Consider the following 22,280-nt stretch of genomic DNA (forward strand, 5'->3'; position numbering starts at 1 on the left):
TATTAGCGTGGAGATTTGAGCATGTCCGACAAGTTGAAAGTTGTACAATGGGCAACCGGGAACATTGGCACGCGGGCCCTTCGCGCGGTGATAGAACACCCGCAGATGGAACTTGTCGGACTGTGGGTCCATTCACCTGACAAGGTCGGCCGCGATGCTGCGGAATTGTGCGGAGTTGACGGGAAATCGGGTGTTTTGGCGACCAATTCGTTGGACGAAATCGTCCGCCTGGATGCCGATTGCGTGCTCTACATGCCGCAAGCCACAGATATGGAGGCGCTGACCGCATTGCTCGCTTCGGGTAAGAATGTTGTCACCACGCGCGGCGACTTTCATTGCCCCAAGCTCATGGATGCGGCGCAGCGCGGCTTGATAGAAGCCGCCTGCCAATCAGGCAATGCGACTGTCTATTCCACCGGATCGAGCCCGGGCTTCATAACCGAAGCGTTTCCCGTTCCACTGCTATCGCTTTCACGGCGGCTCGATTGTCTGACCATTGACGAATTCGCAGATCTTGGCTCGCGCAATTCACCCGAACTGCTGTTTGGTTTTATGGGTTTTGGCAGTGAAGACTTCTCGACCGACACAGGGCAGATCGAACATATCAAAGCCGATTTCGCCGGCTCTTTGGCGCAGCTTGCTGATGCGGTTGGCATCGATATCGATCAGTGGTTGGCCGAAAAACAGGTCTCCAAAGCCACGCAAGACGTGCAAGTTTCTGCAGGCACAATCGGCAAAGGAACTGTCGCCGCGCAACGGATTGTTGTGACCGGCATGGCAGAAGGTATTCCGCGGCTTCGGTTCAGAGCCAATTGGTACGCCACCAACAAAATCGAAAACACAGATTGGGAACTGCGCGATTCCGGCTGGCGGGTGCAGATATCGGGCGATACTCCACTGGATGTTAGCGTCAGCTTCCCGGTTGCGCCGGAAGATTACGCCGCATTCACCCCGGGTCTCACCGCGCATCGGGCGGTAAATGCAATCCCCGCAGTTTGCGAGGCGGCTAGCGGAATTGCGACGACCGTATCGCTTGGTCAGGTCATTGCGAATTTCGCGAAGTAGGCATTGTTGGTGCTGCATCGCGTTGACGATGATTGGTGCAGTGCCGCATATCCGACTTGCCGTTCACCCAGCGAAGCGGCATCGCTTGACCAAGAGCAATTCATAAAGACTAGGGCTAACGAACATGGCGACGGAAATTTTGCTTCCCAAAATTGGTTTTTCAATGACCGAAGGCATGGTCGCCGAATGGATGTTCGGTGACGGCGAAGAGGTGAAAGAAGGCGAAATCCTTTACCTGCTCGACGCAGACAAATCAGCCAATGAAGTTGAAGCACCGGCTTCGGGTAAGCTGAAAGTCATCGCGGAAGAAGGCAAAGTCTATCCGGTCGGCGAAGTTCTCGGCTATATCGAATAGGGCAAACACCCTCCCGGCCTAGTCGAGCGTATAAAGGTCTGTTCGGCTGAACGGCCTGAAGCCGTCAAACTTGCCTGTGCGAATTTTGCGTGGCCATTCGGGCTCGACGATCAGTGTCCGGCCAACCGCGATCAGATCAAATTCCTCTTTCTCCATCCTTTCCACAAGGCCGTCGATTGCTGCGGGCGTAGATGTGTCTTCGTTGAAGACGTTGATGAAGTCGCTCGAGAGGCCGACCGACCCGACGCTTATCGTTGCGGCACCGGTCAGTTTCTTGGCCCATCCGGCAAAGTTCAGGCCTTTCTCCCCGTCAAGTTCGGGGAATTCGGCTTCCCAATAGCGTCGCTGAGAGCAGTGAAGGATATCTACCCCCGCTTCGACCAGCGGGCACAACCAATCTGCCATTTCATCGGGCGAAAGAGCCAACCGGGCTTCAAAATCCTGCTGTTTCCATTGGCTCACGCGGAGAATGAGCGGGAAGTCCTCGCCAACCGCCTTGCGGATTGCGCGGATCATTTCGGCAGCGAATGCAGTCCGGTCGCGCAGGCTTGCTCCACCCCAGCGGTCGGTTCGCAAATTTGTGCCTGACCAGAAAAACTGATCGACCAGATATCCGTGCGCACCATGCACTTCTAGCGCATCGAAGCCGAGCCGTTTTGCATCGCTTGCGGCTTTGGCAAAGGCAGCGATTGTGTCGGTGACATCCGTTTCGCTCATGACCACACCGCGTTCATTGCCCGGCGCCAAAAGGCCGGAAGGACTTTCAAACGGGGCATCGGGCTCGAAATCCGTTGTCAGGCTTTTGACAGCGCCAACATGCCAGATCTGAGGCGCGATCAATCCGCCGGCATCGTGAACTTCCTTCACCACATTGGCCCAGCCATCGAGCGCTTCACCATGGAAATAAGGAACGCCCGCTTCGTTGCGCGAGGCAGGCCGGTCGACAACCGTCCCCTCGGTCACAATCAATCCAACTTCGCCTTCGGCCCGCCGGCGGTAATATGCCTGTTGCGGCGCACCGACCATGCCGCCTTCCGCGAACGAACGGGTCATGGGGGCCATAACAATCCGGTTCTTCATACGCAGCGATTTCAGCTGGAATGGTTCGAACAGCGCGGATGTATTGGTCAATGAAGTTCTCCGATTGATATGTGATTGGTTGCTCAGTCGCGATGAAAATTGGGCTTTCGCTTTTCGCGCAGTGCCGCGATTGCTTCGGCATGATCCGGATCGCGAACCGATTCCGCTTCCCAGCGCAAACCCGGGTCCAACAAAGTGTGCGACAACCGCTTCAGTTCCATGTTCAAAAGAGCTTTGGTCCGTCGCAGTGCGAATTGGGGTTTGGACAACAGGCTTTGGCAGACATCGTCTACAGATTGGTCAAGCTGTTGCAGTGGAACAGAGCGGCTGATTAGTCCTATCTTCACTGCCTGTTCGGCCGTGATCGGTTCTCCAGTCAGCAGGAATTCCTTGGCACGGGTTAGGCCAATGCGGTGCGGCCAGATAATCGCGCCTCCATCACCAGCGACCAGCCCGATATTCACATGCGGATCGCCAATTTTGGCTCCGTCTGCGGCAATGATGATATCGCAGAGCAGCGCGATCGTGGCGCCAAGTCCGATGGCGTGCCCGTTCAGGCGGCAAACCACCGGCTTTTCCAAACCGATCAGTCGCTCGACGATTTCTTTTGCCATTGCGATTTCGTGATCGAACCGTTCCGGCTCCGCAGCGTTGCGGGCGATGTGTTCCAAATCTCCGCCGGCAGAGAAGGCTTTCCCGGCGCCGGTCAGGATGATCACGTCAGAAGACGGGTCGTTGGCCGCAAATTCCAGAGCGCGTGGCAATTCGTCATGCATTTCAAGATTGAACGCATTGAGCGACGCCGGACGGTTCAAACAAACCTTCAGCGCTCTGCCGGACCGGGAAAAGGCAATCGTTTCGAGTTCAGGCTGGCTGGATGACATCGTTCGGGCTCTCCTTGACCCCGCTTAACACGCCCGAGCGATATGCGAACGTCGCAGGGGCGATAATGCTTGCTCATGCGGCTTTACAGCGCTCAAATCTGATCGCGCGCAAAGAAGATCGGTGAGGCATATGCAGGGATTTGACGAAACGTTCGATTGGGTTGTTGTCGGTAGCGGGGCGGGATCATTTGCTTCGGCACTGGTAATGCGCGAGGCAGGCAAATCGGTCACCATTCTCGAGAAGACAGAGTTTCTCGGCGGAACAACGGCAAAGTCGGGCGGGGTAATGTGGATTCCCGGCAACCGTTTCATGGCGCAGGATGGCGAGCCAGATTCGATCGAAGCGGCCGCCACCTATCTTGATGCGCTTCAGGCGGTGGATGGTGGAGAAGCCCCGGGAACTTCGAAAACGAAGCGGCACTCTTTTCTTGTCGAAGGCCCCAAAGCGGTCGATTTCCTGATAGAAAAGGGGGTCAAATTGCGCCGCGGCCCGCAATTCTGGCCGGACTATTACGACGAAGTTGAAGGCGGCTGCAAAACAACAAGAACGGTTGTTGCTGAGCCATTCAATCTCAAGGAACTGGGGAAAATGTCGGCCATGCTCCGGCCCGGTTTCGCCCCCTTCAATCTGTTGCTTGGTGAAGGGATGGAGGCCGGCCATAGCCGCACCAATCCGGCGGCCAAGAAGATCCTTCTTCGCATCGCATTCAGGACAATTCGCGACAAATTGCTGGTGCGCAAATTCACCACTGCAGGCGCAGCCTTGCAGGGCAGGATGCTCAAGGCAGCTATCGATGCAGGCGCTGATGTGCGCACCAATTGCGCTGTTGAAGAGCTGGTCATCGAAGATGGCGCAGTTACCGGTGTGGTTGTCCGGCGCGATGGCAAAACGGTCAGGATTGGTGCGCGCGTCGGTGTGCTGGTCAATGCCGGCGGTTTTTCGCGCAATCAGGAGATGCGCGACAAATATACGCCGGGAACCAAGTCCGAATGGTCGCAGGTGCCCGAAGGCGATACCGGCGAAATGCACCAAGAGCTTGAGCGGGTTGGGGGCGTTTTGGCCCAGATGGACCAGCTGGTCGGGTTTCAAACCACAACGCCGCCGGGCTGGCAGGATGCCTATGTGATGCCCGGGGCGCAGGGGATGACGGGTAAGCCTCACGCAATCCTCGTGGACCAGTCAGGCGCAAGATATATGAACGAAGGCGGGTCCTACGAGCTCTATTGCGAGACAATGCGCAAGCGCGACAAAGATGTGCCGGCCATACCCAGCTGGGCCATCTTCGACAGGCAATATGTCGAGAAGTACAAGGTTGCCGAAAAATTCATCGACAAGAAAATTCCCGAGGGATGGGTAGAGGAAGGATATCTGCATACCTCCGATACCTTGGCGGGTCTTGCCGCCAGCATCGGCGTTCCAGCCGATACACTAAACGCGACGATAGAGCGGTGGAACGGATTTGTTGCGCAAGGGAGGGATGCCGATTTCAACCGCGGCGAGCGCGCCTATGACAATTGCGGTTTTGTGGGTGATCCGTTTTCGGAGGCAAGTTCGATTGGCTCGATTGAGCAGGGTCCGTTTTATGCCGTTCCGGTCGTGCCGGGCGATGTCAGCACTTATGGCGGGGTGGTTACCGATGAAAAAGCGCGGGTTCTAAACGCTGATGGTGACCCGATTGGCGGACTCTACGCGACGGGAACATCGACGGCGTCCGCCATGGGCAATGTCTATCCGGGGGCAGGATCGAGCATTGGACCATCGATGACGTTCGGCTTTATTGCGGCCAAACACGCTGCCGGATTGGACAACCAGCTGTAGCGTTTCAACGCAGCAGCGATACTCTGGCGATTTTCCGATAGCGCGATTGACGTTTACGCGAACTCTCCCGAATGTTGGTTCCATCCCGAATAGCTGTCGAGGAATCCAATGACAGAGCTCAGCAATGCGCCCAAGCCGGACGGCGAAGCGCTTAAAGATATCTACCGCCGCATGTTGCGGATCGAACGCAACGAAGATGAAATCCTCTCGACCATCCGCAAGGGTCGCCTGACCATGCCGTATTACTCGGCGCGGGGCCAAGAGGTTATTCCAGCCACGGTTTCGCATTTCCTGAATGATGAAGACCAGATCTGCACCATCTATCGCGGTGTCCAGGATATGGTCGCCAAGGATATGCCGCTCAAACCGCTTTGGGCGGAAATTGCCGGCCGCGTTGAAGGGACTTGCAAGGGCAAGGGTGGGGGTATGCACATCACTCATCCCGAAACCGGGGTTATGGTCACCACCGGTATTGTCGGCTCTTCCATGCCGATTGCCAATGGCCTTGCATGGGCGGCGAAACTGGATGGCAGCGACCGTGTGGTCGTGGCCTATTTCGGCGATGGCGCGTCCAACATCGGCGCTTTTCACGAGGCCTTGAATATGGCTTCGGTCTGGAAGCTGCCGGTCATTTTTGTCTGTGCAAACAACCTTTTCGCAGAGCATACGCGGTATGAAGACGCAACTTCGGTTGACCAGATTTCGAAGCGGGCAATCGGATACGGCATGCCCGGCTTCACGGTCGATGGGAACAATCCGGACGATATGTATGCGCATATGGCAGCGGCTGTAGAACGTGCGCGTTCGGGTGAAGGCCCGACTTTGCTTGAATGTATGACTTTCCGGTTCCGCGGCCATGTTCTTGGCGATGACGACAAGTACATGACCAAGGAAGAGAAAGAGGCGGCAATGGCTGCCGATCCTTTGCCGGCACTGAGGCAGCGCCTCGTCGATGATGGTATTGCCACCGAAGAAGAGCTGGCATCGCTTCAGGAATCGCTCGAGCAAGAGGTGGCAGATGCCCGCGACTTTGGTCTGGCTGGCGAACTGCCGTCTGAAGATGAACTGAGACGCGATGTCTTCGCCGAGGAGATTCCGGCATGAGCGAGATGGAAAAAATGCACGCCATCCAGGCGATCAATTCGGCCCTGCATCAAGCCATGGCAGAAGATGACAAGGTCCTGGTGCTCGGCGAGGATATCGCCGACAAGGAAGGCGGAGGTGTCACCGGCACAACCGCGGGGCTTTCCACCAAATTCGGGACTGATCGGGTCAAGTCTACTCCGATTTCCGAACAAGCCATTATGGGCGCCGCAATTGGCGCAGCGATGGCCGGTTACAAGCCGGTCGCCGAAATCATGATGATGAATTTCACCACCGTCGCGATGGACATGATCGTCAATCACGCCGCAAAATTGCGCTTCATGTCGGGCGGCCAGACCAACGTGCCTTTGGTTATACGTACGATGACCGGTGCAGGGTGGCAGACGGCGGGCCAGCATTCGGACTTCCTCGAAGGCTGGTTTGCGCATACCGCCGGAATCAAGGTCGTTTGCCCGGCATTCCCGGCTGATTACAAAGGGCTGATGCTATCGGCGATCCAGGATCCCGATCCGGTGATCTTTGTCGAGGGCGGGGGGACATTCTTCATTCCGAACGACGTGCCCAGCGATCAGGGACCAATTCCGCTTGGCAAGGCCAATGTGGTTCAGGAAGGAACCGATTTGACCATCGTGACATGGTCTGCCCAGACAGTCCGCGCGATGATGGCAGCGCCTGCGATTGCAGAGGCAGGTATTTCTGCCGAGATTATCGATCTGCGAACGGTATCGCCTTGGGATAAGGAAACTGTCCTGGCATCTGTCGAGAAAACCGGACGTCTGTTGGTGGCACACGAGGCGGTTCGCAATTTCGGGCCCGGCGCAGAGATTGCTGCAACTGTGAACGAGGAACTGTTCGGCAAGCTAAAAGGGCCCGTAAGGCGTCTTGGCGGGCCAACCTGCGCGGTGCCTTTTGCCAAGAACCTGGAAACTGCCTTTATCGTCCAGCCGGATGATATGGTCGCAGCCGCCAAGGAGCTGATGGGCTGAGGTGGCTACATCAGCAACCCGGCCCGTAATCGCGCTATTGCACGGTGGCGGGCAGGGGAGCTGGGTGTGGGAAGAGCTTGTCGCGCTGCTTGAACAAGCAGGCGTCAGAGCAATCGCGCTCGATGTGCCCGGTTGCGGGACCAAGCGAGGGCGCGATCTGTCAGCGATTGATGCCAATTGCGTTGCCGCCGAATTGGTCGATGATCTTTCCGGGCATGACGATGTGACATTGGTCGGCCATTCGCTGGCCGGAGCGATCCTGCCGCGAATGGCCGGGATATTGCCGAATAAATGGCGGCGGTTGATCTATGTCACATGCACCGCGCCGCCTACAGGAACAGGATTTCGTGCACTGATGGGCAGCGGCCTCCACGGGGAAAATCCGGATGAAGTTGGCTGGCCGGTTGATCCCGCCAGCACCAGTGCTGACGAGCGATATCGCGTGATGTTTTGCAATGATATGTCCCGCGAAAATGCCGGGGCATTTCTGGCCAAGATGGGGCAGGATGACTGGCCGATGGACGTTCTGGTCCGGACCGATCACAAATATGATCATCTGGCGGAGATCCCGTCGACCTATATCGTGTGCCAGCGAGACAATGGCTTGCCGCCAAATTGGCAACGCAAATTCGCCAAACGGCTGCATTGTGACCGCATTCGGGAAATCGACGCCGGTCATCAGGTTATGGTAACGCAGCCCGCAAAACTGGCGGAAATGCTCCTGGTAGAGCTTAGCTAGAAGAAAGAAGCGCGCGGCCCGCCACGCCTTCCCAATGATCGACATCGCCAGCAAGCGTGCAGTTCAGCATCGCACGCTTGAAAAAGCGGTGGCAGGGGTGCTCTTCGGTCAAGCCAATGCCGCCATGCAGCTGGATGGCGTCTTCTGCGATATCGCGAAAGGTGCGCACGCAGAGCGCCTTTAACGCCCCAAGTTCTTCCATACTGCTGGTTGGTCCGGCCCGGCTCCAAAGGAGTGCCTCGGCCGCTTCCAGCGCTGTCTTGTGATCAGCGACACGGTGTTTGAGCGCTTGAAACATTGCGAGCGGGCGATCGAACTGCCTGCGCGTTTTGAGATATTCGATCGTCATTTCGAGCAAAGTATTGGCAGCCCCCAGACTATCGCTGGCAATCGCCAATTGCGCCGATGGGGAAATCAGATCGTGCAGCTCGCCGGCATCTTGCGGATTTGCAATGACGAGTGCGGGGTCCGGCTGGTAATTGTTCAACTCAAGCGAGAAGATCCGGCGGCTTGGATCCCAAAGCGGGTGTTCGGACAATGTGATACCACCGGCATCGGTTGGGATCAGCAGGAAACCGGCGGCCGATGCTGCAACGACCTGCCGCGCCATGTCTGCCTCGAAATAGCCCGGAATAACGCCCGACAGCGTTCCATCCGCATTCTGCTCCACCGCTGCGCCGGGAAGCATGTTGAGCGGTGTATATTCGCCGCCTGAAACTCGCTTTATCCATTCCTCTTTGCCGGCAAGGCAGGTTGATGCCGCAACCGCCTGAAGCCCGAGCAGCGCAGGGATCAGGGGCACCGCCGGCAATGACTTGCCCAACTCGTAATGGAGTGTCGCGGAAGCATCGCGCCCCATTCCCAAACCGCCCTGTTCATCAGACAGCTCAAGGATAAGCCACCCCATTTCAGCGGCCAATTGCCAGCTTTGATCGCGGTCAGGGGTGAGCGGATCGGGCGGAAACGCTTTCTGGACAGCATCGCGAAGTTCGGACAGCTCGATCATGACAGCGTCCAATTCTTCGGCTCGCGCGGCATCTCGAGCATCCGTTCCGCGATGATATTGCGCTGAACTTCCTCGCTGCCACCGGCAATTGTCCAGGCGTAGGAGTTCATGAAATCGGCCATCCAGTTTCCGGTGTTCAGATCACCGAAGGTGATCGCTTGGCGATATTGGCCAGAATAGCCATCGACCCTTACGCCCAAGTCAGCCCAGGCTCTGAGCGCTCGAGAATAGGCGTTTTTGACGATCGAAGCGTCGCCAATTCGTTCTTCGTCGTCCATCCGCTTTTGCAGGAACCTGTCAGCGAGCGCACAAACCGCATCGACCTGCGTCGCAAGACGGCCCAAATCTCTCTGGATTCCGCAATCTTCGGACCGGCCACGCTTTTCAATAGTGTCCGCAAGGCGGAACAGGTTTCCGCGCATCCGGTAGGCCAGTTCCATCAGCGTTAACCCGCGCTCCGATGCGAGCGTGGCTTGGGCAACGGCCCATCCTTGCCCCTCTTCACCCACTCGCTCACTGACCGGGATTTCGACATTGTCGAGGAATATCTCGGCAAATTCCTCGTCGCCCTGGATTTGATGGATTGGCCGGACGCTGACGCCCGGTGTCTTCATGTCCAAGAGGAAATAAGTAAGCCCTGCCTGTTTGGGGCCGTCATCTGAAGTCCGGGTCAGCAACAGGCAGCGATCGGCGTATTGCGCCATTGTCGACCAGACTTTCTGGCCCTCAACAATATAGACATCGCCTTTTCTGGTGGCCTTGGTCCGTACCGCGGCGAGATCGGACCCGGCGTTGGGCTCTGAGAAGCCCTGACACCAGATCTCGCCTTCAAGAATGCCGGGGAGCAATCGATCCCTTTGGTCGTCATTGGCGCATTCATGGAGCGTGGCGAAGGCGTGATATGTCGAGACGAATGTTAACAGAAGGCGAGGGGCATCGGCCCGCGCCAGTTCTTCGTAGATAACTTTTTGCTCTGCCAGGCTACGGCCGCCTCCCGGCCATCCTGCGGGCCAATGCGGAATGCCATAACCGGCATCGACGAGCTTCCGGAACCACGCACGTTGCTGTTCAGCGAAAAGGGCGTGCGAGCTTGCACTTTCACGCCAGTCTTTTGGCGCATTTTGATCCAACCACTCCCGCAGTTGAGATCTCAGTTGTTCAAGCTCCTCGCTCATAGGAATCGTATTTCGGGCCAACCGTCAAACACTGCAAGCTGGCACTGACAATATCGATCAGGCGATGCTCGACGCATCGAGCATTATCATTCCGGATTCAACCTTTACCGGGAATACCTCGATAGATTCTGTAGCCGGCGGATTGAGCGGTTCTCCACTCTTAAGATCAAATCTAGCTCCGTGTGCAGGGCATGCTATCCAACCACCCCGCATCACTCCCCCTTCCAAACATTGGAAAGCGTGTGAGCATTCGTTCTTAATAGCATGAAATTGATCATTAATATGGCAAATTAGAACCGAAACACCCCCGACTTCCTTTGCCACCGCTGTTCCGCTTTTGATCTCGCTCACGCGGCACAGTTTAACCCAGTTTTCTTCCATTTTGATCTTGTTTCCTGGTCAATTGTTCCATCGGTCCGGCGATGAATTGAAGGTCCGCAAAGCATAGCAACCAACATTTGCCTAAACCCTGTATCAACCCTGCAATACCTCTTCCAGCCGATCTTCGGCAGAACATAGTCGGAATGTTTCATGTCAAATGCAAATGCGCCAGCAGCTTCACCATCTGCCAGAAAACTTGCTGAAGAAAAGGGCATCGATCTTGCCTCGATCTCCGGTACCGGGCCGGCAGGCAAAATTACCAAAGCAGATGTCGAGAACGCGCCTGCAGGTACGCCGCAGCCTTCTCCAGACACATCCGCGCCCGCAGATGAAGCACCGGCACCGGATGATGCAATCGCGGCGTCGCCGCTTGCCAAGCGGATCGCAGCGCAGAAAGGGCTGGATCTGTCCACCATCAAGGGTTCCGGTCCGGGCGGGCGCATCGTCAAAGCCGATGTCGAAAATGCAGAGCCGGGTGGGTCCGGCGGGGCTGCTCCGTCGTCATCTCCGGCAAATTCGGCCGCTCCAGACACCAAAAGCCCGTCCGCGATGCCGATGGACGGCTTGGAAGCCCCCTTTGAAGTGCAAGCGCTCAATGGCGTGCGCAAGGTTATTGCACGCCGGCTGACCGAGGCAAAGCAGACTATCCCGCACATTTACTTGTCAGTCGATGTCCATTTGGATGCGCTGCTTACTCTGCGCGGTGAGCTCAACGCTTCGCTCGAGGCTGACGGAGTCAAGCTCTCGGTCAACGATTTGCTGATCAAGGCGCTGGCGAGGGCGCTGATGCGCGTTCCCGCCTGTAACGTCAGCTTTCAGGGCGACGATATGCATCGCTACTCCCGCGCGGACATATCGGTAGCGGTCGCGGCCCCTTCTGGCTTGATTACCCCGATCATTCGCAACGCGGATGGCAAGGGTGTTTCCGAAATATCTAGCGAAATGAAAGGGTTGGCTGCTAAGGCGCGCGACGGGAAGCTGCAGGCACATGAATTTCAGGGCGGAACCGCATCGCTTTCCAATTTGGGAATGTTCGGCATCAAGCATTTCGACGCGGTTATTAATCCGCCGCAGGGGATGATCCTTGCTGTCGGGGCGGGCGAACAGCGGCCCTATATTGTCGAAAATTCCGTCCAGCAGGCGACTGTGATGAGCGTAACGGGCAGTTTCGACCACCGTGCCATCGATGGTGCTGACGGGGCGCAGCTCATGCAAGCATTCAAGGATTTGGTCGAAAAGCCGATGGGTCTGCTGGCTTAGGCAATGTTGAGGCGCGCCGTTTGCGAGCCTTTGCGAAAGCGCTGGTAAGGGACATATCCGATTTTCCGGCCGTTCTGCGCAATTCACTGCAGGTTGCGCCCGGCTTGCCGAGGAAAGGCCAGCGTATCAGGGCGGCTCACACTTTCGCTCCCGAATTCACAAAGTTCAATATAAACAGTTGATTATGCAAATTATAGGCGCGCCTGAACGGCTTTCAACTCGCGCAAAATTCCGCCATTAACCGGACCTCGGAAGAATTTTCACCATTGGTTGAAAATTTCGTGCGCGAGCGTTTCTGCGCAATTTTTACATGGGTTTACAAGGATTCCGCTACGGAATTTCTGGATGTTACATTTGTATACATTGCTGAAGCATGCGTTAACCGTTGTAAACTGCGGTTTCTCTAAGGAAAAATCGCCCCTCCTGCTAACGGCTTGATAACCTTTTTGCTCCATAAAACGGGGCATGAAAAACGCACAGAAAATATATTCCGTTGTCGCGGCAGCTGCATTTGCGCCGCTATTTGCCACGCCGGCGCTGGCCGATGGTGTGGCGGCTGGCACGCTGATCGAGAACACCGCGACCGCGACTTACGACATAGGTGACGGGCCCGAGACGATTGACTCGAACACCGTCGTGCTTCGCGTGGACGAGCTGATCGACGTTGCGGTGACTTCGCTGAATGCGGGTCCGATCGCGACCGATTCAGGCACAGCGGTTTTGACCTATTCGGTTACCAACACCGGTAACGGTCCGGAAGCGTATACGCTGACGGCCAATCCTGCGGTTGCGGGTAACGATTTCGATCCGACGGTTGATGGCATCGCTATCGATACCAACGGAAATGGCGTTTATGATCCGGGCGTTGATGAAATTCTGACATCGCCCGAAACAACAGCAATTCTCGATCCCGATGAAGAGCTGACGGTTTTTGTCCTCCTTTCTGTGCCCGCAGGCACCAATGACGAGGATGAAGCGCAAGTCGAACTGCTCGCAGAAGCAGTAACCGGCACAGGCGCACCCGGAACAACTTTCCCTGGTGAAGGCGTCGATGGCGGCGATGCGATTGTCGGCGTTAACGGCGCTGACGATACCGCGCTTGGTTCGATCATCGTCGGCATTGCTACTGTTGATCTGTTCAAATCGGCAGTTGTGGTCGATCCGTTTGGCGGCACGAGTGTCGTACCCGGGTCCATCATTACTTACACGATCCGTGCGGATGTGACCGGCAGCGGTACGGTTAGCGATCTGGTGATCACTGACATCATCCCGGACGACACAACTTACGAAGCTGGAACTCTCACGCTCGACACAGCCGCGCTCACCGACGCTGCTGATGCGGACGCGGGTGAAGCGTCTGACGCGGCCGGAATTTCGGTCGATCTGGGCGAAGTAGCTGGCGGAACTTCGCACTCCATCACCTTTGACGTGTCTGTCGACTAACGAGGACTAAGACGATGAATACAGGTCGCATTTTTGGATTTTTTGCAGCGCTTGCGGCGCTTGTTTCCACACCTGCCATGGCGCAGCGTGAACAAGCGGTCGAACTCAGCGGCGACGTAATGGTCGTAAAGACCGTCACCGAAGAAGGTGCGGAGCCGCGCGAGGAGCTGGTGAAGCCGGATCTGGTTGTACCAGGCGATCGGTTGGTTTTCCGGACGAACTACCGGAATACCAGCGCAGATCTGGTCGAGAACTTCGTCGTCACCAATCCGCTGCACTCAGCAGTCGCACTGGCGCCCGATACACCGAGCAGCCAGCAAGTTTCGGTCGATGGTGGAAACACTTTCGGCACTTTGTCCGAACTGACGGTCACCGAGGAGGACGGCACCAGCCGCCCGGCGATGGCTTACGATGTGACGCATCTTCGCTGGGTTCTGTCCAGCCTTGAACCAGGCGCGTCCGGACAAATCAGTTTTTACGCAATCGTCCGTTGAGAAGCGGAAGGTAACTGCCTCGTCCCGTGGGCAGTCGGGGAAGCACGGGACAACTTAGAAGGACCAACACAATGAAACGCACAAAGCAATTGCTCGGAGCGGTGAGTGGCGTAGCCCTTATTGCGATGAGCACGACGCCGGCCCTGGCTGCCGGCACGACGGCTGGTAGCTCGATTACCAATACCGTCGAAGTCGACTATCAAGTCGGCGGTTTCGATCAAACCACCGAAACCGCAACCGATACATTCACCGTCGACCGGAAGATCGACCTGACTGTTGTCGAAACCGGCTTTATCGGTCGTACTTCTGTCTCACCAAACCAGACACGGGCTGTGATCGCTTTCGACGTCACCAACCTGTCAAACGACACGGTTGACCTTGCCCTGACCGCTACACCGGCGGCTGGCAACGACTTCACGCTGTCAAACATCATCATTTTCGTCGACGCTGACAGCGATGGCGAATATGACGTGGGCGAAGAAGTAACCTATCTCGATGAAGTCGTCGCTGACGGCGTTACCGAGGTTCTGGTTGCTGCTGACATCCCTGTTACCGCAACGGCTGGTCAAACCGCAGACATCGTTCTGACGGCGCAAGCACATGAAGCTGGCGGCGTTGGCAGCCTTGGCACTATCTATGATGCCGCAAACACTTCGGACGATACCGAAGCCAACACGGAAGACGGTACTGTTAACCCAGCCAACGTCGATACGGTTCTGGCTGACGGCGCGGGTGATACCGATGCTGCTGAAGACGGCGCATTCTCTGACACTGACGGCTATGTCGTTGCTGCAGCAGATGTTACTGTCACCAAGCAGAGCACGATCATCAGCGATCCGATCAACGGCACAAGCAACCCGAAAGCGATTCCGGGTGCGGTTGTTGAATATTGTATCGCCGTAGCGAACGGTTCGGGTGCAGCAACGGCGACTGCCGTGACTGTTTCGGATACGCTTCCTGTCGATCTCGAAATCGACGACGCATTCGGCGTTTTCGTTGACGGTACTGTCGACGGAACGGGTGCATGTAACGCTGACGGTGTTGATAACGCCAACAGCAACTTCACCGACAACGCACTTGGCACGCCGGACGAAGTGAACGGTACTCTCAGCGATATCGCTGCAGGCGTTACCCGTACGCTTTATTTCCGCGCGACCATCAACTGATCCCACTTTTGATTAGTTGAGTTTACGCAAGTGCGTTTCACTTCTTCTATACGCGACATTGCAGCGGCACTCCTTGTAGTGCTGCTGCAATTAGTCGTGCTTGGAGGGGTGGCGCACGCGCAAACCATTACCAATGTTGCCCAGGCAGACTGGACCGACCCGACCGGACCGCGCACGACGCTTTCCAACCCGGTTGATCTGGAAGTTTCCGAGCTGCCGGTCACGATTACTACATACCAACCGACCCCTGGATCGGGCACGGTTATTACTTTCCAACCGTCTTCTTGCGGGTCGCAGTCCGCGCAAACCGGCGGTGGTGGGTCAACCAGTGCAGCGGTTTTGCCCTCGGATGAGATCCGGGTTGGCCAAAATCTGTATTTTCAGGTCAATATTCCCTCTGCAAACGTCGATTCTGGGGCCGTTGACAGCCTGGAAGCGCAGATCAAGACGAGCACCGGCGACACAGAGACCATTATTATCTACGAAACGGGCCCCGATACGGGCGTATTCGTGGGTGAAATTCCAACGATTGGCATCCCTCCTGCGGTTGTTTCCGGAGATTGTCGCCTGAGCCTGGTCGATGGCGCGACGATCGATATCGGCATTACCCGCGTTGGCGGAACCGATATTGTTATTTCGACTTCGGTCACGGTATTGGCCGATCCGTTCGGCGTTGTCTTTGACAGCGAAACCGGAGAGCCGGTTACCGGCGCCATCGTTACGCTTGTTGACGCGACCACTGGCCTGCCAGCAACCGTGTTTGCCGAAGACGGCACAACCCCTTGGCCTTCCACGGTTATTGCGGGACAGCCGATCACCGATGGCAATGGCAATGTCTATCCGATGGGGCCGGGCGAATACTGGTTCCCGCTGACTGCACTCGGCGATTATCGCCTCGAAGTGCAACCGCCGGCGCCTTATACCGCGCCATCCGAAGCGACACCCGAAGAGCTCGCGACGCTAGAGCGCCCGGGCGGCGGCCAGTTTGTCATCAATGACGGATCCTACGGCGGTATCTTCTCGCTGGTCGATCCGACACCAGTGCAAATCGACATTCCGCTTGATCGGCCCGCGATCGCTGTTGACCTTACCAAAACCGCCTCGCGCGATCGCGTGCAGCCCGGTGATGTGGTGTTCTACACCGTCACCGCGCGCAATTCGGATCCGAGCCGCGTCCGGCGCGATGTTACGCTTGTCGATACGCCTTCTTCGTGGCTGCGGCTGCGGCAGGATTCGATCCGTCTCAATGGTGCTCCTGCGCCCGATGCAGTCGATGTGACCGCTGACGGACGCCAGCTTACCGTGCGCGTGGGCGATCTTGCCGGCGGTGCGCAGGCACGCCTGACCTATGCCATGGTGGTGCGCGCAGATGCGCCTCCGGGCCAAGCCGAGAACCGCGTAGTCGCGACCGATGTTCGCGGGCGCACTTCGACTGCCAATGCCGTGATCGACATCGAACGCGACACGATTGCCGGCCGCATGACATTGATCGGGCGGATTACCGCCGGAACTTGCGACATTCGCGACCCTCGCGTTGGTATTCCCGGCGTGCGTGTGATGCTGCAGGACGGCAGCTTTGCGATCACCGACGCAGATGGCCGCTATCACTTTGAAGGCCTGGTACCGGGTACCCACGTGGTGCAGGCGGCAGAAAACACTCTGCCCGAAGGCGGCGAATTCATCGATTGCTATCGCTCCTCGCGCAGCGCGGGCAGCACTACATCGCGCTTTGTCATCGGGCAGGGCGGTTCGCTGCTGGTTGCAGATTTCCATGCTGTGGTTCCCGAAGGTTCGCTGAAGCCTGTCGTCGAAGACGCCACTGCGGGCACACCCGAAGCGGGCATCGTTGAAGGTGCTGCGGATCGCGTTGGCGGTGAAGCACCGCAGGCAAAACCTGTCGTGTCCCAGGCCGAGAAAGAAGCGATTGGCGACGTCAATTGGCTTGCGCTGGGTGACGGCGAGGACGGCTGGCTGTTCCCTGACGCCGATCACAACCCGCGTGTCCCGTCCATTCGCGTGGCTATCCGCCACCGTAAGGGCCAGAGCGCGGAACTGTTTGTCGATGGCGAGCCTGCGAGCAAACTGACATTCGAAGGCATCCGCACGGCTTCTGACGGCCATTATGCGGTCAGCCTGTGGCGCGGTGTACAGCTGGAAGGCGAAAAAACCGTCCTGACCGCAAACATCATGAATTCGCTTGGCGGCGTTTCCAAAGAAATCTCCCGTGATGTGTATTTCACTTCGCAGGCCGACAAGGTTGAGTTGGTCAAAGACCAGTCGCAACTGGTTGCTGACGGCGTTACCCGCCCGGTGGTTGCGGTGCGCGTCACCGATCGCCATGGTCGCCCTGTACGCGGCGGTATCTCTGGCGAGTTCACCGTAAACGCGCCGTATCAAAGCGCTTCGCAAATCGAACAGCAACAATTGCTGCAACTCACCGGCGGCAGCGGCAGCACTGCGCGCTGGACCGTTGAAGGTACAGACGGCATTGCCCTGATCGAGCTTGCGCCAACCATGATCAGCGGATCGGTCCGCCTCGACTTCCGCTTTGCCGATGGTGAAATCACCCGCGAACAGGAACTAGAAACCTGGATCGAACCGGGCGATGTTGAATGGACCGTTGTCGGTTTGGCCGAAGGTTCGATCGGCGCCCGCACGGTTGCTGACAATATGGAACGTGCCGGTAACTTCGACAGCGATCTGGGAGACAAGGCGCGCGTAGCATTCTATGCCAAGGGCCGGGTACTGGGTAAGTATCTGCTGACGCTGGCCTATGACAGCGCCAAGCAGCCCGATGACCAGCGTCTTCTGGGCACGCTTGACCCCAATGCTTACTACACCGTGTTCGCTGACGGCTCGAGCCGCCGTTTCGACGCGGCATCGCGCGAAAAGCTCTATGTCCGCATCGAAACCGCGACATTCTATGCGCTGTATGGTGATTTCCAGACCGGCTTCGACCAGACCCAGCTGGCCCGCTACAACCGCACTGCGACAGGCATAAAAGCCGAAGCCCGCTTTGGTCAGGTTCAGGCGCAAGCATTTGCTGCGGAAATCGACACACGTTTCCGCAAGGACGAAATCCAGGGGCAGGGCATTTCCGGCCCATACCGCCTCAGCAGCCGTGCGATCATCGCGAATAGCGAGAAAGTCGCGATCGAAACACGCGACCGCCTGCGTTCGGAAGTGATCGTTGATCGCCGCGAACTGACACGGTTTATTGATTATGACATCGATCTGCTGTCGGGCACGATCACTTTCAGCGAACCAGTGCTGAGCCGCGATTTTGACCTGAACCCGCAATTCATTGTCGTTGACTATGAAGTTGACGAGCTGACCAGCGGTGAATGGAATGCCGGTGTTCGCGCTGCATGGACCGACAAATCGGGCAAGATCCGCATCGGTGCGACTGCAATCACCGATAAGGGCGAAGAAGCCCGTACCAATATCGGCGCTGTCGATCTGCGTGCCCGCGTTGGTGAGAACACCGAAGTTCGCGCTGAAGTCGCGATGAGCCGTAGCGAAGGCAAAACTGCATCGGGTTATCTGGTGGAAGTAGAGCATCGCGCCGGTCCGGTAGACCTCCTTGCCTATGTCCGTTCGCTTGATGCCGATTACGGCGTCGGCCAGCAAAGTGGTGCCGAGCGCGGCCGCCGCAAAGTGGGTGTGGATGCACGTTATCAATTCAGCGAGAACGCCTCCGTCGTCACCAGCTTCTGGCGCGATGACAGCCTGACCGACAGCAACCGCCGCAATGCTGCTCGCGTTACTGCAAACTATCGGACGGGAGATACCGATCTTCAAATCGGCATCGCGCATCTCAATGATCGTCTGGACGACGGAACGAAGAACAAGTCGACTGTTCTCGAAGGCGGGGTCACCCAGCGTCTGTTCGACAACAAGCTGGAGCTTAGCGCATCCAGTGCGATCGCTCTCGACCAGACCGAATCTATCGACCTGCCAACGCGTCATCGTTTCGCGGCCCGCTATGCGATCACACCGAATGTGAAGCTGGTTGGCCTGTACGAAATCGCCAATGGCGAGAATATTGACGCGCGCACCGTGCGCGGCGGGCTGGAAGTTACGCCATGGCAGGGTGGTCGTTTCACCACGACACTCGGTCAGCAGCGGATCGACGAGAACGGCAACCGCAGCTTTGCAGCATTCGGCCTTGCGCAGACGCTGCAGGTGTCGCCAACGCTGACAGTCGATGCAACGCTTGATGGCAGCCGCACGCTGGGCGGTACCGGCAACGTGTCCGACATTATCAATCCGGCGCAACCGGTATCGAGCGGAGGACAGCTGGGCCAGGACGGCAGCCTGTTCGAAGACTTTACCGCTGTTACGCTTGGCGCGGCCTATCGTAAGGACCGCTGGAGCGCGACCTTGCGCGGCGAATATCGCGATGGTGAATTCGCCGATCGCCACGGTGTCACTTTTGGCGCCGTCCGCCAGCTTGGCGAGGGCAGCATCGTCGGTTCGGGCTTTACCTGGACCGAAGCCACCGGTGAAAACGGCACCAAGACAGAGATTTTTGACGGCGCGATTGCATTTGCTCACCGTCCCGATGCATCCGAAATCGCGATGCTGGGCAAGCTCGAATTCCGCAGTGACTCGGTAACCGGGGCCATTGCTGGCGAGACCGGTCCGGCTGGCCGTACCGCGCTGACCGTGACCGGCGATGCACAATCGCGCCGCCTGATCGGTAGCCTTTCGACCAACTGGTCGCCACGCGGCTATGAAGAGCTCGACGAAATCGAGGGTATTGAATATCAGTACCGCCGCAGCGAGCTGGGCCTGTTTGTCGGCGCGCGCTACAATTTCGACCGCTATGAAGGGTTCGACCTGTCGGGCTTCACCGCGCTGGCTGGCGTTGACGCACGCATCGGAATTGGAGAGCGGTTCGAGATCGGTGCAGCCGGTACCGTGCGCGCGAACCTGACTGACAACACCACAAGCTTCGCATTCGGTCCGAATATCGGTTTCGTTCCGGCTGATGGAATGCTGCTGACCATTGGTTACAACATCGAAGGCTTCCGTGACGAAGACTTCTCTGCATCGCGCAACACCGACAAGGGCATCTATGCCAGCGCGCGGATCAAGTTCGATGCCGATACATTCGGCTTCCTGGGGCTTGGCCGATGAGCCAGTTTTCGCAAATGCCGGAGCGCCAAGTTAGCGCCGCGTTAACCACGTTCGGATATTCCAAGCTGATGTTTTGGAAACCAAAATTGCTGCTCGCGATTGCGTTGGTGTGCATAGCGTTTGTGTCGCTCTTGAATCCCAAGGATGCGTTCGCACAAAATGCGACGATCGACTGGGCAGACGCCAACGTGCCGAGCCTGACAGCCGTACCAAACCCGACAACTGTGACGGGTTCGGATGGTACAACCGCGACCGTATCCAGAACGGTGCAAACAAGTGGCATCGGTCTGTTTACCTTCACCTATGGTGATTATTTGTCCTACTTTTCCGGGACAGTCGGGACAGCGGCATCGCCACTGCTGTTTAACTTTGACAACACGCAATATGATCCGAATGACAAGGTCACCTACACCGTTGCGCTAAGCCAATCGGTCAAAAACCTGCAGTTTCTGATTGCGGATATTGACCAGGGCACATTCCAGGACTCTATCGAAGTCTATTACGACACAGGCAACGGCACTTTTGTAAACGCCGCTACCAACACAGCTTTCTGGACTGCGAACAGCGCGGTATCGCGCACCAACAATGCAACTGTGAACGGTTGGCGAGGCGTCGCCGGATCGGCTACCGCGGCGACAGACGGGAACATCAATTTCAACTTCGGAAACACCGCGGTCCAACGTATCAGGATCGTCTATTTCAGCTACACCGGAACGGGTGATCCCAGCGGGCAGTTTGCCGCAATGTCAGACCTTGCTTACACGCAACCCGATGCAGACCTGTCGCTGACCAAAACGGTCAGCAATGCGACGCCGGCCAACGGTACCGCGGTTAGCTATACCCTTACTGTAAACAATGCAGCGAGTTCGGTTTTCAACGCAACCGGCGTGCAGGTTCGCGATGTTCTTCCCGCGGGCTTCACTTACGTGAGCGCCTCCGGTGTTGGCACGTATAATAGCGGTACCGGAATCTGGGACGTTGGCAGTGTGCCGGTAGGCACAAACCGGTCGATTACGATTAACGGCACGGTCAATGCGACTTCGGGCGCGACCATTACCAACACGGCAGAGATTATCGCCAGTAACCAACCGGATCGCGATTCCACGGTCAACAATGGCGTTACCACAGAAGATGATTACGCCACCCGCAGCTTTACCGTTTCGGGTACCAGAGTGGCAGGCACGCCGCCGGTACTAAGTTGCCCGGTCGGTAGCGTTTTGTTTGATTGGGACACGCGTACATGGACCGCGGGCTCGCTGAACAACACCTATGCCGTCACCGGCATCGGGAATATCAATTACACTGTCAGTTCACCGGGCGTTTTCGTCGATGATCCGGCGTTTGGCGGTCAGTCGCCATCGCTGAGCAATGCCAATAATGGCGGGACCGGCACAACCGACGTTGCGCTTCACCAATATCTTGATTTTGCGGACCAATCCCAGACGGCCACGACAGTAATCACGCTGCCAACAGCTGTCCCGGGCGCGCAATTCACGGTCTATGATATCGACTTTGCCAATAACGACTTTGCTGACAAACTCACCGTCACCGGTTCGTTCAATGGCGCGACTGTGATCCCGACGCTGACCAACGGTGTTGCAAACTATGTTGTCGGAAACACAGCAATCGGTGATGCCGGTTCCGGCGGAACATCTGCTGATGGTAATGTCGTAGTGACATTCTCCAGCCCGGTTGACACGATCACGATCGTTTACGGCAACCATACAACCGCGCCGGCTGTTCCCGATGGTCAGGCGATTGCTATCGCTGACATCCGGTATTGCAATCCACAGGCAACGCTAAGCGTTACCAAGGTCAGTTCCATCCTGTCCGATCCGGTCAACGCAACGACCAATCCCAAGCCCATTCCGGGCGCGCTGGTCCGCTATTGCATTCTGGTGAATAACCCGGGGTCGGCGACAGCAACATCGATTGTCGCGACTGACAATATTCCTGCGGATCTCACATTTGTTCCCGGATCGATCCGCAGTGGAACCAGCTGCGGCACGGCAACTACGGTTGAGGATGACAACAATACCGGGGCGGATGAAAGCGATCCCTATGGTGCGGCAATTGCAGGTTCGACGCTGACCATGACCGCGGGATCATTGGGCCCGACCGCCAATATGGCGATCACATTCCAGGCTACGCTCAACTGATAAAGTTGAAATCCGGCGCGCT

Annotated in this window: 17 protein-coding genes; 12 read left to right on the forward strand and 5 right to left on the reverse strand. The window is 57.1% G+C overall.

Annotated features, from left to right (window positions below; all coding sequences use genetic code 11):
* The first annotated feature begins 21 nt into the window (after positions 1-21).
* Together GRI41_RS04065 and GRI41_RS04070 are read left to right on the forward strand one after the other, a co-directional pair.
* Positions 22-1,065, forward strand: a complete 1,044-nt coding sequence (locus tag GRI41_RS04065) for an NAD(P)H-dependent amine dehydrogenase family protein (protein WP_160603482.1) — start codon at positions 22-24, stop codon at positions 1,063-1,065.
* A gap of 124 nt (positions 1,066-1,189) precedes the next feature.
* Positions 1,190-1,420, forward strand: coding sequence for a biotin/lipoyl-containing protein (locus GRI41_RS04070; protein WP_160603483.1), 231 nt, complete (start codon positions 1,190-1,192; stop codon positions 1,418-1,420).
* Between the two features lie 18 nt (positions 1,421-1,438).
* On the opposite strand, the gene GRI41_RS04075 is transcribed toward GRI41_RS04070, so the two are convergent.
* Positions 1,439-2,551, reverse strand: coding sequence for an NADH:flavin oxidoreductase (locus GRI41_RS04075; protein ID WP_268893179.1), 1,113 nt, complete (start codon positions 2,549-2,551; stop codon positions 1,439-1,441).
* 32 nt (positions 2,552-2,583) lie between these two features.
* Positions 2,584-3,384, reverse strand: a complete 801-nt coding sequence (locus GRI41_RS04080) for an enoyl-CoA hydratase/isomerase family protein (RefSeq protein ID WP_160603484.1) — start codon at positions 3,382-3,384, stop codon at positions 2,584-2,586.
* A gap of 130 nt (positions 3,385-3,514) precedes the next feature.
* On the opposite strand from GRI41_RS04080, the gene GRI41_RS04085 reads away from it, so the two are divergent.
* From GRI41_RS04085 to GRI41_RS04100, 4 genes are all read left to right on the forward strand, one after another.
* Positions 3,515-5,203: an FAD-binding protein gene (locus GRI41_RS04085; protein ID WP_160603485.1), complete on the forward strand. Its 1,689-nt coding sequence runs from the start codon at positions 3,515-3,517 to the stop codon at positions 5,201-5,203.
* Between the two features lie 108 nt (positions 5,204-5,311).
* Positions 5,312-6,307 (forward strand): thiamine pyrophosphate-dependent dehydrogenase E1 component subunit alpha, encoded by a 996-nt coding sequence (locus tag GRI41_RS04090; RefSeq protein WP_160603486.1) that lies wholly within the window; start codon positions 5,312-5,314, stop codon positions 6,305-6,307.
* Positions 6,304-7,293 (forward strand): alpha-ketoacid dehydrogenase subunit beta, encoded by a 990-nt coding sequence (locus GRI41_RS04095; RefSeq protein WP_160603487.1) that lies wholly within the window; start codon positions 6,304-6,306, stop codon positions 7,291-7,293. Before GRI41_RS04090 ends, GRI41_RS04095 begins: the two co-directional genes overlap by 4 nt.
* 1 nt (position 7,294) lies before the next feature.
* Positions 7,295-8,032 carry an alpha/beta fold hydrolase gene (locus GRI41_RS04100; protein WP_160603488.1) on the forward strand — a complete coding sequence of 246 codons (738 nt, stop codon included), beginning with the start codon at positions 7,295-7,297 and terminating at the stop codon, positions 8,030-8,032.
* On the opposite strand, the gene GRI41_RS04105 is transcribed toward GRI41_RS04100, so the two are convergent.
* Genes GRI41_RS04105 through GRI41_RS04115 form a run of 3 tightly spaced genes read right to left on the reverse strand, consistent with a single transcriptional unit; the run spans position 8,025 to position 10,594 of the window.
* The gene (locus GRI41_RS04105) at positions 8,025-9,038 is read right to left on the reverse strand and encodes an acyl-CoA dehydrogenase family protein (RefSeq protein ID WP_160603489.1); all 1,014 of its coding nucleotides are present in this window, start codon (positions 9,036-9,038) and stop codon (positions 8,025-8,027) included. The genes GRI41_RS04100 and GRI41_RS04105 overlap by 8 nt on opposite strands.
* Entirely contained in the window at positions 9,035-10,213 is a 1,179-nt protein-coding gene (locus GRI41_RS04110; protein WP_160603490.1) for an acyl-CoA dehydrogenase family protein, read from the reverse strand. Before GRI41_RS04110 ends, GRI41_RS04105 begins: the two co-directional genes overlap by 4 nt.
* Positions 10,214-10,270: 57 nt before the next feature.
* On the reverse strand, positions 10,271-10,594 hold the full coding sequence (locus tag GRI41_RS04115) for a Rieske (2Fe-2S) protein (protein WP_160603491.1): 324 nt from the start codon (positions 10,592-10,594) through the stop codon (positions 10,271-10,273).
* Positions 10,595-10,744: 150 nt separating this feature from the next.
* Here GRI41_RS04115 and GRI41_RS04120 point away from each other — a divergent pair, with 150 nt between their 5' ends.
* The 6 genes from GRI41_RS04120 (at position 10,745) to GRI41_RS04145 (ending at position 22,258) form a co-directional block, all read left to right on the forward strand.
* Positions 10,745-11,854, forward strand: a complete 1,110-nt coding sequence (locus tag GRI41_RS04120) for a 2-oxo acid dehydrogenase subunit E2 (RefSeq protein ID WP_160603492.1) — start codon at positions 10,745-10,747, stop codon at positions 11,852-11,854.
* A 465-nt stretch (positions 11,855-12,319) separates the two neighbouring features.
* A complete protein-coding gene (locus tag GRI41_RS04125) occupies positions 12,320-13,297 on the forward strand; it encodes a hypothetical protein (RefSeq protein WP_160603493.1) in 978 nt (325 codons plus the stop codon).
* 77 nt (positions 13,298-13,374) lie between these two features.
* Positions 13,375-13,791, forward strand: coding sequence for a hypothetical protein (locus GRI41_RS04130; RefSeq protein ID WP_160603494.1), 417 nt, complete (start codon positions 13,375-13,377; stop codon positions 13,789-13,791).
* A 71-nt stretch (positions 13,792-13,862) separates the two neighbouring features.
* Positions 13,863-14,957, forward strand: coding sequence for a hypothetical protein (locus GRI41_RS04135; protein ID WP_160603495.1), 1,095 nt, complete (start codon positions 13,863-13,865; stop codon positions 14,955-14,957).
* Positions 14,958-15,035: 78 nt separating this feature from the next.
* Positions 15,036-20,099, forward strand: coding sequence for a TonB-dependent receptor (locus GRI41_RS04140; RefSeq protein ID WP_160603496.1), 5,064 nt, complete (start codon positions 15,036-15,038; stop codon positions 20,097-20,099).
* Between the two features lie 122 nt (positions 20,100-20,221).
* Positions 20,222-22,258: a DUF11 domain-containing protein gene (locus tag GRI41_RS04145; protein ID WP_328600510.1), complete on the forward strand. Its 2,037-nt coding sequence runs from the start codon at positions 20,222-20,224 to the stop codon at positions 22,256-22,258.
* Positions 22,259-22,280: the final 22 nt, after the last annotated feature.

This window comes from Pontixanthobacter aquaemixtae (assembly GCF_009827395.1).
GTDB classification, from domain to species: Bacteria; Pseudomonadota; Alphaproteobacteria; order Sphingomonadales; family Sphingomonadaceae; genus Pontixanthobacter; species Pontixanthobacter aquaemixtae.